The organism is Kribbella pratensis, assembly GCF_004366075.1.
In the GTDB taxonomy this organism is placed as follows: Bacteria; Actinomycetota; Actinomycetes; order Propionibacteriales; family Kribbellaceae; genus Kribbella; species Kribbella pratensis.
Map to the genome: position 1 here is coordinate 625,774 of NZ_SODU01000004.1, position 14,225 is coordinate 639,998.

21 protein-coding genes are annotated in these 14,225 nt (G+C 66.7%); 11 read left to right on the forward strand and 10 right to left on the reverse strand.

Translation table 11 applies throughout. From position 1 onward, the window contains the following. Positions 1 to 7 precede the first annotated feature (7 nt). The 5 genes from EV137_RS35320 to EV137_RS35340 all read right to left on the reverse strand — a co-directional run bounded on the left by EV137_RS35320 (position 8) and on the right by EV137_RS35340 (position 5,418). Positions 8 to 1,945: a V-type ATPase 116kDa subunit family protein gene (locus EV137_RS35320; RefSeq protein ID WP_134132459.1), complete on the reverse strand. Its 1,938-nt coding sequence runs from the start codon at positions 1,943 to 1,945 to the stop codon at positions 8 to 10. Further along, on the reverse strand, positions 1,942 to 2,331 hold the full coding sequence (locus EV137_RS35325; RefSeq protein WP_134132461.1) for a hypothetical protein: 390 nt from the start codon (positions 2,329 to 2,331) through the stop codon (positions 1,942 to 1,944). Before EV137_RS35325 ends, EV137_RS35320 begins: the two co-directional genes overlap by 4 nt. Continuing rightward, entirely contained in the window at positions 2,328 to 2,990 is a 663-nt protein-coding gene (locus EV137_RS35330) for a V-type ATP synthase subunit D (protein WP_134132462.1), read from the reverse strand. The genes EV137_RS35325 and EV137_RS35330 overlap by 4 nt, the downstream gene beginning before the upstream one ends. Before the next feature lie 165 nt (positions 2,991 to 3,155). Next, positions 3,156 to 4,940, reverse strand: coding sequence for a glycoside hydrolase family 15 protein (locus tag EV137_RS35335; protein ID WP_134132464.1), 1,785 nt, complete (start codon positions 4,938 to 4,940; stop codon positions 3,156 to 3,158). Position 4,941: 1 nt separating this feature from the next. After that, a complete protein-coding gene (locus EV137_RS35340; RefSeq protein WP_134132465.1) occupies positions 4,942 to 5,418 on the reverse strand; it encodes a hypothetical protein in 477 nt (158 codons plus the stop codon). A gap of 260 nt (positions 5,419 to 5,678) precedes the next feature. Here EV137_RS35340 and EV137_RS35345 point away from each other — a divergent pair, with 260 nt between their 5' ends. Further along, positions 5,679 to 6,131 (forward strand): MarR family winged helix-turn-helix transcriptional regulator, encoded by a 453-nt coding sequence (locus EV137_RS35345; RefSeq protein WP_202871288.1) that lies wholly within the window; start codon positions 5,679 to 5,681, stop codon positions 6,129 to 6,131. After that, positions 6,128 to 6,493: a DUF488 domain-containing protein gene (locus EV137_RS35350; protein ID WP_134013026.1), complete on the forward strand. Its 366-nt coding sequence runs from the start codon at positions 6,128 to 6,130 to the stop codon at positions 6,491 to 6,493. The genes EV137_RS35345 and EV137_RS35350 overlap by 4 nt, the downstream gene beginning before the upstream one ends. A 47-nt stretch (positions 6,494 to 6,540) precedes the next feature. Here the strand turns inward: EV137_RS35350 and EV137_RS35355 are convergent, their stop codons facing one another. Beyond that, complete coding sequence (locus tag EV137_RS35355; protein WP_202871289.1) at positions 6,541 to 6,948, reverse strand: cupin domain-containing protein; 408 nt, start codon at positions 6,946 to 6,948, stop codon at positions 6,541 to 6,543. After that, positions 6,941 to 7,666 carry a DUF2249 domain-containing protein gene (locus EV137_RS41635; RefSeq protein ID WP_134132467.1) on the reverse strand — a complete coding sequence of 242 codons (726 nt, stop codon included), beginning with the start codon at positions 7,664 to 7,666 and terminating at the stop codon, positions 6,941 to 6,943. Before EV137_RS41635 ends, EV137_RS35355 begins: the two co-directional genes overlap by 8 nt. 87 nt (positions 7,667 to 7,753) lie before the next feature. On the opposite strand from EV137_RS41635, the gene fdxA reads away from it, so the two are divergent. The 4 genes from fdxA to EV137_RS35380 are packed head-to-tail and all read left to right on the forward strand — an operon-like array spanning position 7,754 to position 9,621. Then, the gene (gene fdxA / locus EV137_RS35365; RefSeq protein ID WP_134013022.1) at positions 7,754 to 8,080 is read left to right on the forward strand and encodes a ferredoxin; all 327 of its coding nucleotides are present in this window, start codon (positions 7,754 to 7,756) and stop codon (positions 8,078 to 8,080) included. 4 nt (positions 8,081 to 8,084) lie between these two features. Next, complete coding sequence (locus EV137_RS35370; RefSeq protein ID WP_134132468.1) at positions 8,085 to 8,792, forward strand: helix-turn-helix transcriptional regulator; 708 nt, start codon at positions 8,085 to 8,087, stop codon at positions 8,790 to 8,792. Continuing rightward, complete coding sequence (locus EV137_RS35375; protein WP_134132469.1) at positions 8,792 to 9,160, forward strand: cupin domain-containing protein; 369 nt, start codon at positions 8,792 to 8,794, stop codon at positions 9,158 to 9,160. The genes EV137_RS35370 and EV137_RS35375 overlap by 1 nt, the downstream gene beginning before the upstream one ends. Positions 9,161 to 9,189: 29 nt before the next feature. Beyond that, positions 9,190 to 9,621 (forward strand): hypothetical protein, encoded by a 432-nt coding sequence (locus EV137_RS35380; protein WP_134132471.1) that lies wholly within the window; start codon positions 9,190 to 9,192, stop codon positions 9,619 to 9,621. A 336-nt stretch (positions 9,622 to 9,957) separates the two neighbouring features. On the opposite strand, the gene EV137_RS35385 is transcribed toward EV137_RS35380, so the two are convergent. The 3 genes from EV137_RS35385 to EV137_RS35395 form a co-directional block, all read right to left on the reverse strand. Beyond that, entirely contained in the window at positions 9,958 to 10,617 is a 660-nt protein-coding gene (locus EV137_RS35385) for a response regulator (protein ID WP_134132472.1), read from the reverse strand. Positions 10,618 to 10,619: 2 nt separating this feature from the next. After that, entirely contained in the window at positions 10,620 to 11,576 is a 957-nt protein-coding gene (locus EV137_RS35390) for a HAMP domain-containing sensor histidine kinase (protein WP_134013012.1), read from the reverse strand. Positions 11,577 to 11,752: 176 nt separating this feature from the next. After that, positions 11,753 to 12,328: a TetR/AcrR family transcriptional regulator gene (locus EV137_RS35395; RefSeq protein WP_134132474.1), complete on the reverse strand. Its 576-nt coding sequence runs from the start codon at positions 12,326 to 12,328 to the stop codon at positions 11,753 to 11,755. A 71-nt stretch (positions 12,329 to 12,399) separates the two neighbouring features. Here EV137_RS35395 and EV137_RS40880 point away from each other — a divergent pair, with 71 nt between their 5' ends. The 5 genes from EV137_RS40880 (at position 12,400) to EV137_RS35415 (ending at position 14,194) form a co-directional block, all read left to right on the forward strand. Then, positions 12,400 to 12,555 (forward strand): hypothetical protein, encoded by a 156-nt coding sequence (locus EV137_RS40880; protein WP_166680106.1) that lies wholly within the window; start codon positions 12,400 to 12,402, stop codon positions 12,553 to 12,555. Between the two features lie 2 nt (positions 12,556 to 12,557). Further along, positions 12,558 to 13,025, forward strand: a complete 468-nt coding sequence (locus EV137_RS35400; protein ID WP_166680107.1) for a universal stress protein — start codon at positions 12,558 to 12,560, stop codon at positions 13,023 to 13,025. A 209-nt stretch (positions 13,026 to 13,234) separates the two neighbouring features. Next, entirely contained in the window at positions 13,235 to 13,426 is a 192-nt protein-coding gene (locus EV137_RS42100) for a TraR/DksA family transcriptional regulator (protein ID WP_375372048.1), read from the forward strand. A 33-nt stretch (positions 13,427 to 13,459) separates the two neighbouring features. After that, positions 13,460 to 13,801, forward strand: coding sequence for a TraR/DksA family transcriptional regulator (locus EV137_RS35410; protein ID WP_134013006.1), 342 nt, complete (start codon positions 13,460 to 13,462; stop codon positions 13,799 to 13,801). A gap of 30 nt (positions 13,802 to 13,831) precedes the next feature. Continuing rightward, on the forward strand, positions 13,832 to 14,194 hold the full coding sequence (locus EV137_RS35415; protein WP_134013004.1) for a TraR/DksA family transcriptional regulator: 363 nt from the start codon (positions 13,832 to 13,834) through the stop codon (positions 14,192 to 14,194). Positions 14,195 to 14,225: the final 31 nt, after the last annotated feature.

Sequence of the window (14,225 nt, forward strand, 5' to 3'; positions counted from 1 at the left end):
TGTCCTTTCAGACAGATGACCCAGCCGGGACCGGCTCGGGTGAGTTGACGGCGGACGCGGACGACACAGGAACGCTCCCGGACTCGGGGCCCTCGGCAACGGAACCGCCACCGAGCGGGGCGAAGAGCCGGCCGCCGCCCTCGTAGAACTGCCCGAAGAACTCCACGTAGTGCAGACGAAGCGCCTGGATCGTCGGGCTGAAGGCCGCCAGGGCTAGATTCAGCGCGTGGAACAGCGTGGCGACGAGCAGTCCGAGCAGCAGCGGCCCTCGGGCACCCAGCTGGTTGGCAACCTCGGCCAGGTACGTCGAAGCGAGACCGACCGCTGCCAATCGCAGGTAGGACAAGACGTTGCCGAGGGCACCGAGCAGATCAAGCGGGCCGAGCAGCAACCCGAGCGCGCCCTGGGACACGCAGGCCACGACGACACCGACGACCAGCGCGGCAACCGCAGGGGTCAACACCTCGGCGGGGAATCCCGCGGCGGCTACACCGGCCATCCCGAACAGCCCGGCCAGCACCAGAAGTGTTCCCAGCTTGGAGGCCAACGGCCGGCGGTGGTGCCCCCGCGCGGCCGTCCAGACACCCAGCACCAGTCCCAAGACGACGTGGACGAGACCGATGGCCAAGGCGAACAGCAGCAACGGTTCCAGGGCGGTCGGGCCCCCTCGGTAGAACCACAGTGCCGGCATGCCAACGCGATGGCCCAGGCTGCCGAGTGCCTCGCCGTACAGAACACCGAACAAGACCGTCCAGGCGCCGCCCAGAACCATCACGCGGCCGACCTCACCGAGGGTCCTCTTGGACCAATGCAATCTGAGCCACCACCCAGCGGCCAGCAGCAGCGCGCCGTAGACGACGTCGCCGACCATGACGCCGAAGAAGATCGGCAGAACCAGCGCCGTCAGACCCGTCGGGTCCAGGTCGCCGCGCGCCGGCCAGGACAACAGCCCGACCAGCTGCTGGAACGGTTCCCAACCGGGCCGGTTCCGCAGCAGTACCGGCTGGTCTCCCACCGATTCACTGGTGTCGAGGCGCTCGACGGCCACGGCTGAGCCGAGCCGATCGGCCAGTACTTCCTCGACACGTGCGGTCTGCTTCGCGGGAACCCACAGTCTGAGGACGAAGGTACGTGAGGACACATCCGCCTGCGCGGCCGCGACAGCTCGTTCGACTCGGGCCCGCAGCACAGCGATGGTGGCGCGTAGCGGCCCCGTGGCGGGCATGACGGTGGCGGCGAGCTCGACCCGGACTCGGTTGCGTTCACGAGGCAACACAGCGAGCCTCTCGCGCATCGCCTCGACCGTTGCGCGCAGCGACTTGCCGGCGTAGGCGGCGGGAACACCTACCTCGACGATGCGCTCCGTACCGAGCAGAGCGTCGACCTTGGGCAGATCGCGGCGACGAAGAACCAACAGGCATCCGACAGGACTGCCGGGAGCCGTCGTGGAGGTGACCATCAAGTGCCCACGGCCCAGCAACTCGGCCAGTTGCCGAGTCAGCTCCGGGACAATTCGCAAGTCCGGGTCGTCGAGGACCAGCGCCATACTGGCAAGCCCCAGGTTCGCCAGCTGCCGGTCGTTCAGCCGACCCAGTTCAGGCACGAGCGGCTGCAACGCATCAAGGGCTGCGATGGACCGGGGCAGCGCCTCGGCCTCGCCACGTAGTTCCTCGTCTTCGGCCAGCAGCTTCGCCACCTGAGGTTCGAGGTGATCGAGCGTGGTCCGCAGGGCGGTGTCGCTGAGAATGGTGCCGGTCGCGGATCGGTCGCCGAGCATGAGGATGGCGTCGGTCCGGGCGATGAGCTCCGCCAGGTCGGGCGGGGTCTCGCCCGGGTCGACGACGGTGACGACTTCAGCCAGCCGCAGTTCTTGCAGGGCTCCCAGGGCGTCGTCCAGGCGCGTCCTGAGCCCGGCGATCTCGAGCTGGGTGAGGGGGACCATCATGATCGGCTCACCTCGTCGTGCGATGTCTGCTGAGGCAACGCCGCAGAGACGACCATTGCGAGGTCCTGGTCACGGCGGCGGGCCGCGACCGCGGTCAGAGCGGCGGCTCGGCGGATACCGGCCTGCGTAACCCGGGCGGCCTCGGCGCGGGCGGCGGACAGGATCGCGGTTGTCCGTTGCCGCGCCACCTCCGCCGCCTGCGCTTCGGCCTCGGCGACGAGGCGATCCGCCTGCACTTGAGCTAGTGCCACCTCATCGCCGGCTCGGTTCGCCGCAGCCAGACGGGCCGCGATCGACTTCTCGAGGGCCCGCACCAACTCGTGCGGCGTCGCACCATCTGTACGGTTTGTACGGCCTGTTGTTTCGCTGTCGTTCGTGCGGGTCATGCGGCGCTCCGGTTGGGCTCGTTGCCACCTGCGTCACGCGATTCCCTGCGGGTGCGGGCCCGTCTGAGCCGGGCATGCTCCTCACGCTCGCGCTCCTCGAGTGTCAGCGCGATCCGGCGCGCTTCCTCGTGCAGCTGCGGGAGCACGATGTTGTCCAAGGCATTGACCTGCTTGGTGGTCCGTGCGATCTCCGTGGCCAGCCGTCGTACGCTGAGCTCGACCGCGCACAGGTCCAGGAGCCACTCGAGTTGCTCTTCGTAAGCCAGCGCGACGGTGTCGAGGTGCGCAGAGACCAGAGAGGGCGCCCAGCCGCGCGTGGCTGTGTTCCGGCGGACTGGGTCATGGCTCAGGTCGAACACGTGGACCCCTGCCACGGTCCGAGATCGAAGGTCCGCGCCGATCCCTGTCGCGGCGACCAGAGCGCCCGACGCGAGTGCCTCAGGGCCGCACACGGCGGTAGCCTCGTCAAGACGCTGCCGGGCTTGGACTGCAAGCGTCCGCAGCCGTTCCAGTCCGTCCAGCAGTTCGGTCTGGTGGTGCCGAAACTCCCGCACCAGCGCCGTTCTCTTGTCTTTGAGCAGGTCGCGGCCTTGAGCGACGAACACCGCCCGCCGACGGCGGTCGAGCAACTCACTTCGAGTGGCAACAAGGGATTGCATGGCACACTCCCGGATACGTGATCGGGTATCTCTGACACTGCCGTGATGTCGCCCCGACAGGTATTGGCAGCTTCGGCGAAGGTCGCAGCTCGTTGCTTGCCGGGAACCGGCAATGGCACAACTGATCCGCAGGTCACACCATCGAAGCCTGGTCCGGCAGGTGCATCACGAGACCGACGGGAGATCCCGGAGCGCGAGAGCTGCCTGAACGAGAGCAGCATGGGTCAGCGCCTGTGGGTAGTTGCCCAGGTACTCGCCCGTCGCGGGGTCCATCTCTTCGGCATAGAGGCCCAAGGGACTGGCGCGGCCCAACAGGTCGGCAAACAGCTCGAGCGCCTCGCGCCGACGATCGTCAAGCGCCAGCGCTTCAACCAGCCAGAAGGAACAGGGCAGGAACGCGCCCTCGGTACCCGGCAACCCGTCACGCCCCGGTGGGTATCGGTACAGCAAGGGACCACCGGCGCTCAGTTGCTTGCGGATGGCGTCGAGTGTCCCGCGGGTACGCGGTGAGCCGCGCTCCTCGACCCCGATCTGAGGCAGGATCAGGAGGGCGGCGTCGAGTTCTTGCGACCTGTAGCTTCTGGTGTAGCTGCCCATGCTGGTGTCGAAACCCAGGTTCTTGACCTCGATGCCGATCGCCCTGCGGGCGGCCTGCCAGCGTTGCCGGCGACCGGTGGAAAGCCGGTGGGTCTCGGCAATGCGCAGGGCTCGGTCGAGCGCCAGCCACGCCATCAGTTTGGAATGCACGTGATGGACCTGGTCTCCGCGGACTTCCCAGATGCCTGCGTCTGGCTGGCTCCACCGTCGCGCGACCAGGTCGGCGAATCCCTGCATCGCGCGCCACGTTTCGCCGTACAGCGGATGACCCGCCTGCACGAGGGTCCAGGCAGCGTTGAGAATCCATCCGTAGCCGTCGAGCTGGTGTTGCTGGGCCGCACCGTTGCCCACACGAACCGGGACGCTGCCGACGTAACCGGGCCAGTCTCGCAGGCCACGTTCGGGCGGCGCCTGACGGCCATCCAGGGTGAGTAGGACCGGTAGGCGGGGACGTTGCAAGCGGCTGGCGTGCAGCAGCCACCAGAGGAACCCTCGGGCTTCCTCGACCATGCCGACACTCAGGAAGGCCACGATCCCTATGCTTGCGTCGCGAGGCCAGGCAAAGCGGTAGTCAAAGTTCCGCACGCCGCCGCGCTGCTCGGGCAATGAGGTGGTCGGCGCGGCCACGGGCGCACCGGAGGGTGAGTACGTCAGCAGGCGCAGAGTCAGCAGGCTGCGGATGACTTCCTCGCGGAAGGGCAGATCCTGGTCGACCCGAGCGGTCCAGTCGCGCCACCGTCCTTCGTCCTCGACGAGAAGCGCCCAGGCAGCGGCAGCCTGGACATGGATCAGTGGTTCCCGATATGCGACGGTGAGGACGAACGTGACGGGCCGATCAGGGGTAACGGTGAAGTGGGTGGGTCGGCCGGGCTCGATGGCCGGTCCGGGATCGCAGCTCAGCGATATGGCCAGCGCGCCCCACTGACACACGAGATCCTGGCCACGGTGCCGGATGCGAGGCTCGCGGTGTTGCTCACCGCGGCGAGGATCGAACTCGACAACAGCGTCGACCGATCCACCTACGGCCGACAGTCGCCGGACGAGGACCGTCGCCGGCAACAGTCGTCCGCCCACCTCGGCCACCATCGCCTCGGTCAGGGTCAGCTTGCCGCCGGGCGTGATCCAGGTGGTCTCCAGAGTCGCGGTGTGGTGACGGTAGTTGCGGGCGACAACTGTTGGGGTGGCGGCTGGTCCCAACCGGAATCGACCCGCCGCAGGCCCGCCGACAAGTCTGCCGAAGATCGGGGCGCTGTCGAATCGCGGCACGCACAGCCAATCGACTGACCCGTCACTCGAGACGAGCGCCGCGGTGCGAGTGTCGCCCACCAGCCCGTAGTCGGCGATCGGCTGCATTTCAACGCGCCTGCAGAAGCAGGCCGAGCACGATGCCGTAGACAAGGTGGGCGACGACGGCTACGGCCGGGGTCTGCACGCCATAGTTGAGGGCCAGCAAACCCGGCGGCTCGAGAACTGCCCTGCTCGCCGGTCCGGCGCGATGCGACGCCATCCGGGGATGCAACCCCGGGAGCACCGGAAGCAACACCATCAACGCAACCGAGACGTGCAGGAGGCCGAGCAGCCCGCCCAGCCACCAGGTGGCTCCATGCAGCAGGAAGAACACAGTCGCGTACCCAAGCGCGAACACCTGACCGACAACGAGGTGAATAAGGAACCCCGCGACCCGAGCACGATCGGGGTCCTCAGTCACCAGGGCTCCGAGAACGAGCGGAAGATCCAGCCGGGTGAGGCCTGCCAGCTGGGCGGTGATCATCACGGCAGTCAACGCCGATGTCGCCACCAACCCGAAGACCGCCCACCCTAACCAGTCCACGACATCGCCGATCAGACTCTTCGGCTACGGGTGCACCGAAGGCTCCGCCAGTCCGCAGTGCGACGGCCGACCTCGCGAGAAGACAAGCACAACGGCGACCGGCCGTCTGCGCGACGCACTCCCCAGGTTTCACGAACCACGGCGCACCTCCTGGCACATCGCGCGCGCCCTGTGGAGCGAGCTGCGCATTTATATCGTAACACGATACACTCGAAGGACGGCCGGGTTTCCCCGGTGAAACCACTGAGGATGTGATTCACGTGCAGCCCGACACGATGCACGACCAACAGGCCGCGGAGCAGTTGACGAAGGCCGACTTCGAGGCGTTGGCTCGCTTCCGTTTCGGCATCCGCCGGTACCTCCGCTTCAGCGAACAGGCCGTCCGCGGTCATGGCCTCACACCGCAGCAGTACCAGCTACTCCTGGCGTTGAAGGGGTTTCCCGGGCGAGACTGGGCAACGGTGACCGAACTGGCCGATCGTCTTCAACTGCGCCACCACAGCGTCGTTGAACTGGTGAACCGGGCGCAGGCGCAAGACCTGGTAACCAGGGCGCCTCACCCGACCGACGCCAGGGTAGTCCGGGTGGAGATGACGCAGCACGGCGAGCGGGCCTTGGCACGGCTGAGTGCGCTCCACCGCGACGAGCTTCGACGCATAGGCACAGCCCTCGCCGTACCCGACTGGAGCGACACCGCCGACGGTGCAGCATGACGCGCCGTACGGTCCAGGTACGCAGAATCTACGACGAGCCCTCCGCCGACGACGGCATCAGAGTCCTGGTCGATCGAGTATGGCCCCGCGGCATCCGCAAGGACGCCGCCGCCATCGACGAATGGCTCAAGGACGTCGCACCGTCAACGGAGCTCCGCAAGTGGTACGGCCATGTACCGGAGAAGTTCGCGCAGTTCGAGGCACGCTACCGCGACGAGCTCGCGAAGTCGGATGCGAGGACAGCGTTGGACCACCTGCGCACGCTGGCGAAACGCGATGCCTTGACCTTGGTGACCGCCACCAAGGACGTGGATCACAGCCAGGCGGCGGTCCTGGCGCGGCTGCTGCGAGATTCACGTTGACCTTCGCTGCCCGGACCGATCGACCCCGACCGGAGGCTTTGGCCACACTACTGACCAGGGCGCTTCCCGATCTGCAGGCCGGGACGGCGTCGATGGACGGTCAGGTAGGACAGGCCGTTCTTGCCGGCGGTGATGTTCCGGGTCGTACTGCGGGGCAGCCAGACTATGTTGCCGTCGGCAAGAACCTGGTCACCGTCGGGCGAACCGACAATGCCGCCACCGGCGATGACGATGAGTACGACGTCGAGATCGGGCTCGGTGTGGGTGTCCACGCGCTGACCGGCAGGTAGATGGATGAGGTTCGCGTCGAGCTGCCGCCCGGGCTCGGCGAGCGTCCACCGGGCACCCGACGGCACGAGTGAATCCTCGACGAGTTCGTGAACATCGACCAGGACCCGTACCGTCGGATGCTCAGGCTGGAGTTCAGCTGGACCCTTCGGCGACTCGTCAGGCATCAACGGCGACCCGGCCGATCCGGACTCGCCACTCCTCGGGCCCGGCCTGCAGATAGTCCCAGCTGAAGGCGCCTCGGTACCTGGCTTCGAACTCGCGGCGCAACGGCTTGGGGTCGTGGCTGTTGACGAGGATGAAGGCCTCTCCCGGTGCCAGCCCGGCGTACCTGGCGAACACGCGGGGATGACGGCCGCCACGAGCGATCCGCCGTACGTCGATCACCGTCGACTGCTCGACCCGCTCCCCCGCCAGATAGGCCTGCAGGCCTGAGGTCAGCAACGACGGATCCACGCCGGGCAATCCGGCGAGCGCGGGCAGCAACACCGACTCCTCGATCTGGAGCTGGGTATCCAAGGCCGCCATGATCATCACGCCGAGCCTCGCCGCATCCACAGAACCGGCCGTCGCCAGTTCGTCGATCTGCGCGTTGACTGCTGCAGCGCCGACTCTCAGCGCGTCGGCCAGGAGCCGAGTCTCATCATCCTCGGTGGCGGGTCCATACAGGTCTCGATCTGCAGTCGTCAGGTACCGGCGCACTTCGTGGAGGCAGAAGTCCACCAACTCCGCGGATCGAGGCTCGGAACCTTGAGCCACGGGCTGCGTCGTGGTCAGGTCCGCCAGTCCGGACAACAGCCGCTCGTGGGCCTCACGGACTGCACCTCGAGCGATCACGTCAGGATCGGTTTCGGTCGCCTGGATGAAGATCTCCGCAGCCGGCATCGTGCCACTCTCCTCGCGTCGACGTTTTCAACGATTATTACATGTGCTATTTGTAGTAATTACAAGCGCCTGAACGAGGAGACTGTTGTGACCTACGTGATCGCGTTGCCGTGCGTCGACCTCAAGGACCGCGCCTGCGTCGACGAGTGCCCGGTCGACTGCATCTACGAAGGCGGGCGCTCCCTCTACATCCAGCCCGAGGAGTGCATCGACTGCGGGGCATGCGAACCGGTATGCCCCGTCGAGGCCATCTTCTACGAGGATGATCTGCCCGAACAGTGGAAGGACTACCAGGCAGCGAACGAAGGATTCTTCGACACGCTCGGCTCCCCCGGCGGAGCCTTCAAGGTGGGCGCGGTTCCCTACGACCATCCACTCGTCGCGGCGCTACCGCCGCAGGAGCAGGCAAGCTGATCCCATGACCAGAACCGACCAGAGCGCCGACGACCGGCCCCGTCGACAGGCGCTGCTCGAAGCTCTGCGCCGCTCCAGCACTCCGCTGGGCGTCACCGAACTCGCCGAACAACTCGGCATCCACCCCAACACGGTCCGGTTCCACCTCGATGCACTCGTGACCCAGGGGCTGGTCGACCGCCAACTCGAGAAGCCGACTGGACGGGGCCGGCCGCGGACCGCGTACGCACCACATCCCGGGATGGACCGAGGCGGTCGGCGTCAGTACCACTTGCTGGCCAAGATCCTGCTCGGGCAGCTGTCCACCAGTCCCGATGCGGGGACCGCGGCCGAGGCCGCGGGCCGAGGTTGGGGCGGCTACCTGATAGAGCAAATCCCGCCTTCCCGTGATCCTTCTGCCGCCGAGTCCACTCAGCGGCTGACCGCAATGATGACCGAGCTCGGTTTCGCTCCGGAACCCGACGGCGACACAACCAATCGCATCAGACTGCGGCACTGCCCCTTCCTGGAGCTCGCGGAGGAGTACTCGTCGACCTTGTGTCCGCTGCATCTCGGTCTCATGCGAGGTGCCCTCAGCGAGATCCGTGCCCCGATCGCGGCGACCAGTCTCGAGCCGTTCGCCGAACCCGACGCCTGCATCGTCCACCTCTCCCCCGTTCGCACCACCGACGCGGGCACCCGTCCGCAACAGCGTCACAACAGGAACAGATGATGTACCTGACGAGGATCGGAACCACACCCCGGCGCCGGGCGCCAGTCACCGGCGGCCCGACGATGGAGGTGCTCGTTGCGGCCGAGACCTCCGACAACATCGCCATGGTCCAGGTGTGGATCCCGCCCGGTGGCGGCCTGCCCGAACACGACCACGGATCGTCCGAAGTCGTCCTGGTCCACATCTCAGGTTCGATCCACCTTCAGCAGGGCGGCCGGGAGCACCGGCTCGCCCCCGGCGCCGTCGCGCACATCGCCGCCGGGGAACGCGTCAGCCTGACGAACCCAGGAACCGAAACGGCCGTGATGACAATCGTCGCCTCACCGCCCGAGTTCGTCGCGCGAATCACAGCCTGGCCTGCCGCCTAAGGGCCGTTGACAACCCAGTAGGAGCAGTCTTGAATGCCGCATCAGCCGCCGTAGCGACCGCCGACATCTTCATCTGGCTCGGCATGGTGCTGGCGATCTCCTTCCTGGAGGCGCCCCTCAAGTTCCGCGCTCCCGGAGTCGACCTCCCCATCGGGCTCGGCATCGGCCGCATCGTCTTCCGGGTCCTCAACCGCGTCGAGATCGCACTGGCGCTGATCGCCCTGGCAGCCGTCGCCATAGGACGGCCAACCGGTTCCGTAGCAGCTCTGACAGCAGCGATCCTGATCATCCTGGCCGCACAGCTCATCGCGATCCGGCCCCAACTCAACCGACGCACGGACCGTGTCCTCGCCGGACAGCACCCGCCCCGGTCGAGCATGCACCTGTACTACGTCGGTCTCGAGGCAGCCAAGGTGCTCACCTTGGCGGCGCTCGGAACCTGCCTCCTCGTCGCAGCCTGATTCGGGAGAGTTCGCAGCCCAGTTCTGTGCGGTGTACGTCGACCCGAGCCAGATTCAAGACGCATCGAAACCGGATCGTCAGATGAGTAGGCTCTGGTGGCCAGGTAGCACGAGACCCGTTCACCAGTTCGCAGTGCTGGCAGACCCCGAAGCGACCGATCGCGAGCCGGAAGAGAGCAGCGTCAACATCCGCCAGGGCAGCTCTGGCCGCTCTCGGGGCCGTGACAGCCACGACTGCGCCAACGCTGCCAGCTCGCTCAGGCGCTGGGTACGTACCCCATCGGTGAAAGCTGGAGTCCGCCGTTGCCGGTACCGGCAACCTCGCAGATCTGCTGCTCACGGCTCGATCAAGCCGGCCCGGATCGCGTAGCGGGTGAGCTCGAGGCGGTCGCGAAGACCGAGTTTCTGGAGCATGTTCGCGCGATGCCGCTCGACCGTCTTGATGCTGATGAACAAGGTCTGAGCGATTTCCTTGGAGGAGTTCCCCTCGGCGACGAGTTTGAGGACCTCCTCCTCGCGGGCGGTCAGGATCTGCTCCGGGATGGCCTGGCCGAGACGCGCCCGATCCAGGTAGTTGCGGATCAGCGCATTCACCGCTCCTGGATACAGGAACGGCTCTCCACGCATCGCGGCGCGGCAGGCCTCCACCAGATCGCGATCGGCGACGGACTTCAGCACGTATCCAGCGGCGCCGGCCTTGAGTGCCTGGAAGAAGTACTGCTCGTTGTCGTACATCGTCAGCATGAGAATCCGTAGGTCGGGATGGCGCGACGACAGCTCACGGGCCGCCTGCAGGCCGGTCATCCGCGGCATGGCGATGTCGAGAATCGCGAGATCGACGTCGGCGGACCGGGCGAGGTCGAGGGCCTCCTTTCCGTCGCTGGCTTCGGCGACCACAGTCAGGTCCGGTTCACTGTCGAGGATCAGCCGTACGCCGCGTCGTACCAGTGCATGGTCATCTGCGAGCAGGATGCGGGTCGGGTCCGGTGCGACCATGCTCAGTCGCCGTTCCCGTTGACCGGCACCAGCAGGTTCACCTCGGCACCACCCGTCGGCGCGGCACCCAGGTCAAGAGTGGCGCCGACCAGGAGTGCACGCTCCCGCATGCCACGGATTCCTGCTCCTTCGTGCGCCAATCCGAGGCCGCGGCCGTCGTCACGAATCCGGAGGGCGACCACCCCTTCGCTGTGGCGCAGGCTGATCTCGACCTGGGTGGCGTCGGCGTGGCGTGCCACGTTGGTCAGCCCCTCCTGGGCGACCCGGTAGACCACCAGCTCGGTCTGCTCGTCCAATGCCGGTAGCCCCGGCTGGAAACGGTGCCGTATCGAGAGACCGGTGTGTGTGGACAACTCGGTGGCAAGCGCAGTCAAGGCACTGACCAGACCAAGATCTTCGAGCACACCCGGTCGTAGTCTGTGCGCCAGACGGCGTACCTCGTCCAGGCTCTCCCGGGTGGTCTCCTGAGCATGGCGCAGATCCGCACGCACCTCGGCATCGTCGACCCGCTCGGCCGCGCGCTTCAGCTCCAGCAGTACGGCGGTCAGACTCTGGCCGACCTCGTCGTGCAGCTCCTGCGCGATCCGTCGCCGCTCCGCCTCCTGCGCAGACAGCGCCCGGGAACTGCTGGCGGCACGCTCGGTTTCCAATCGTGCCAGCATGTCGTTGAAGGCCCGGATCAACTGCGAGACGCCACCCTGCCCTGCGACCGGCAGACGCTGCCCGGGCCGAAGCAGATCGACGGTTGCCATCCGTCGGGTCAGCCGGTCCAACGGCGCCAGCCCGACCTGCAGCAGCAATGCGTTGGCGACCAGCATGACCGCCAATCCGCCCAGCAGCACCAGCGCCTCGGTGAATACCACCGGTACCGACACGGTCACTGGAGCCCACAGCAACAATGCTGTCGCGGCAGCGAGCACCACCGCGTTCAGAGCGAAGATGCGCCAGAACAATGGCACTGTAAGCACCCCTCTCGTCACGACCGCGGTCTCATAACGCGGCAGCCCCGTGTCACACCACCTTCACCTCTCAGTCGTGAAGGTCGAGTGCCAGCGGACATCAGAGGTTGCATGCCTTCCAGACTGCCTTCTGCCTCGCCGCACGTCGATCGGGGGTGACACTCATCTTCCGACCATTAGTGGGCGACGACTCCAGGGGCTAGTAGGTCGAGGGTACGGTCCGTCCAGCCGGGGCGGGGCAAGCCAAATCTGAGTGATTCTGCGAGGTAGGCGCCGATCAGGAGGCCGAGCAGGGTGTCGGCGTCGATGTGAGGGCGGAGTCGGCCGGCTGTGATGTCGAGGTTCACCATGTCCGTGAGCGTCGCCAAGCGGGTGGCCAGGCGGGCGCGAAGGGCTGAGGTGAACTCGGGGTCGCTGTCGGCGATGACGGCGGCGACTCCGCCGGGGCCGACCCGGTTCTCGAGGATGTCGCTGATCCGGTCGAGAACCCATCGCAGCTTCTCTCGCACCGGGAGGTCGGGCGCCAGCGCAGCGGGGTCGACGAGATGCTCCATGGTCGCGTGCATCAACTCGTCCCGGCTGCGGTAGCGGCGGTAGATCGTCGTACGCGCGACACCGGAGCGGGCCGCGACCGAGTCGATGCTCACAGCTGATGGGCCCTTCGAGCGCAGTAACTCGAGGGCCGCCTGGATGATGCGCTCGTCGGTCGATTCGAGTCTCGGCCGGCCACGGCCGGTGGTGTTGTGCGGCATCGGTCCTGACCTCCGGGAATAGATCTGCTCCTATTTACGCTACACCATGTGTATCGATTAATGGAGGAGCGATGAGTACGTCGTCATTGGAAGCGGTCGAGGTAGCACTGCTGGTTCTGATCGGGGTGCTGACGCCGCTGATCTGCATCGGAGGCCTGGGATGGGCCTACCTGATGCAGGAGCGCGACTCGACCGAGCGTGCACATGGATCGTCGGAGGAAAGGTGAAGATGGACAAGATCGTCGTCGGCATCGACGGTAGTGAGACGGCGCGGCGAGCGCTCGAGTGGGCGGCAGCGGAGGCACGCTTGCGCGGCGCCAGGCTCGTTGTGGTCCATGCCTGGCAGCAGCCGGCTGCGGCCTTGATGTCGCCATACGCTCCCCTGTTGGCTGACCCGGGCTCGCTCGCGGAGACAGCGCGACAAACGCTGACCGACACTCTGAAGGCCGCAGACCTTTCCGGCCTCGCCAGTGAACCCGAACAGCTGGTCGTCCAGGGCGCGGCCGCATCAGCTCTGATTGATGCCGCAGAGAACAGCTTGCTACTCGTCGTGGGCTCACGTGGCCGCGGCGGCGTCGCCGGCCTTCTACTCGGTTCCGTCAGCCGACAGGTCGCGCACGAGTCCACGGTTCCGGTGGTCATCATCCCTCCGACCGCAACCGCCTCGGACGCACAGACCAGAGAACGGGACGGCTGACAATGATTGCCCCAGGCAAAGTGCCGGCACAGGAGCTGGCCGTCCTGAAGAGAAGGCTGCGAGAGCACCGCCGTTTCCGCCAGAAGCAACTACAGGACCTCGCAGACCCGTCACAAGATCGTCGTACCGCAGCGCACGTCGAGATCCAGGCATCACTGGCCGCCGCTGCGCACCAGGTTCTCAGTAACATCGAGGTCGCATCGACCCGAATGAACACCGGCCAGTACGGCAGTTGCCAGCAATGTGGGCGTCCCATCGACCTGCAGCGTCTGCGGATCGTGCCGCACTCCCGCTACTGCGCCCGATGCCATCACGCCGAGGACACCCGGCGCGCCGCGATTGAACCCACCGGATCGCAAAAGTCAGGGGGCAGCGGCGAAGATGGGTGCTGGTCCCGATAGGCAAGCCGGGTGCCGAACGGCGACGGTGGTGCCATGAAGACACCACGGGTGACCTCCAGCGCGGTCGGTACGGGTGGCCAGCCTGAGCTGCACCGCAAGCACGAGATCCTGCAACGCCTGCAGCACGAGCGAAACACCCGGCTCGCCCAGGTGAACGCCATGGAAGCCGACAAGCCCAACGCCAACGAGGACTTGGTGAAGGCACAGACCACGGCGATCCGCCTGGTCCTGGCCGAGATCGAGGCGGCGGTGGAACGCGTGCAGGACGGTTCGTACGGCGTTTGTCACGGCTGCAAGGTACGGATCCCGGTCGGGCGACTGGAGATCCTGCCCTACGTTCGCTACTGCGTGCGTTGCCAGCAGCAAGCTCTATGACGACTCGCGGACACTGATCGAGGAGAGCCCGTGACCAGCCGGACGGCCACCGCCTTCAATGCCGGACTGCCTCGGCAGGAGCTCGCGACTCTGCGAGCAGCGCTGCTCGAGCAGCGCGCCTTCCGGCGTGAGCAACTCAAGACCATCCGTTTGTCGGTGCCGAAGGAGTCGATCGGCGCCGACCGGTCGGCGCGAGCTGAGGTGCAGGACCACCTGGCCGTTGCGGCCCGGATCGTCCTGGCCGACGTCGAAGCCGCGCTCGACCGGCTCGATACCGGCCACTACGGACGATGCGTCCTGTGCCGCAGACCTGTTGAGGTACGACGGCTGCGGATCTGTCCGCAGACCGTGTACTGCGGCGAATGCCACCGCGTGCGGGAGTCTGGGCCTTGAAGCCGCTGCTCGCCGGAAGGCCGCTGCGTCG

Bases quoted from the DNA above. Each gene is read 5' to 3' on its own strand.
- EV137_RS35320 (WP_134132459.1), bottom strand. From the start codon at position 1,945: ATGATGGTCCCCCTCACCCAGCTCGAGATCGCCGGGCTCAGGACGCGC.
- EV137_RS35325 (WP_134132461.1), bottom strand. From the start codon at position 2,331: ATGACCCGCACGAACGACAGCGAAACAACAGGCCGTACAAACCGTACA.
- EV137_RS35330 (WP_134132462.1), bottom strand. From the start codon at position 2,990: ATGCAATCCCTTGTTGCCACTCGAAGTGAGTTGCTCGACCGCCGTCGG.
- EV137_RS35335 (WP_134132464.1), bottom strand. From the start codon at position 4,940: ATGCAGCCGATCGCCGACTACGGGCTGGTGGGCGACACTCGCACCGCG.
- EV137_RS35350 (WP_134013026.1), top strand. From the start codon at position 6,128: ATGACGCGCCGTACGGTCCAGGTACGCAGAATCTACGACGAGCCCTCC.
- EV137_RS35355 (WP_202871289.1), bottom strand. From the start codon at position 6,948: ATGCCTGACGAGTCGCCGAAGGGTCCAGCTGAACTCCAGCCTGAGCAT.
- EV137_RS41635 (WP_134132467.1), bottom strand. From the start codon at position 7,666: ATGCCGGCTGCGGAGATCTTCATCCAGGCGACCGAAACCGATCCTGAC.
- EV137_RS35370 (WP_134132468.1), top strand. From the start codon at position 8,085: ATGACCAGAACCGACCAGAGCGCCGACGACCGGCCCCGTCGACAGGCG.
- EV137_RS35375 (WP_134132469.1), top strand. From the start codon at position 8,792: ATGTACCTGACGAGGATCGGAACCACACCCCGGCGCCGGGCGCCAGTC.
- EV137_RS35385 (WP_134132472.1), bottom strand. From the start codon at position 10,617: ATGGTCGCACCGGACCCGACCCGCATCCTGCTCGCAGATGACCATGCA.
- EV137_RS35395 (WP_134132474.1), bottom strand. From the start codon at position 12,328: ATGCCGCACAACACCACCGGCCGTGGCCGGCCGAGACTCGAATCGACC.
- EV137_RS40880 (WP_166680106.1), top strand. From the start codon at position 12,400: ATGAGTACGTCGTCATTGGAAGCGGTCGAGGTAGCACTGCTGGTTCTG.
- EV137_RS35400 (WP_166680107.1), top strand. From the start codon at position 12,558: ATGGACAAGATCGTCGTCGGCATCGACGGTAGTGAGACGGCGCGGCGA.
- EV137_RS42100 (WP_375372048.1), top strand. From the start codon at position 13,235: ATGAACACCGGCCAGTACGGCAGTTGCCAGCAATGTGGGCGTCCCATC.
- EV137_RS35410 (WP_134013006.1), top strand. From the start codon at position 13,460: ATGAAGACACCACGGGTGACCTCCAGCGCGGTCGGTACGGGTGGCCAG.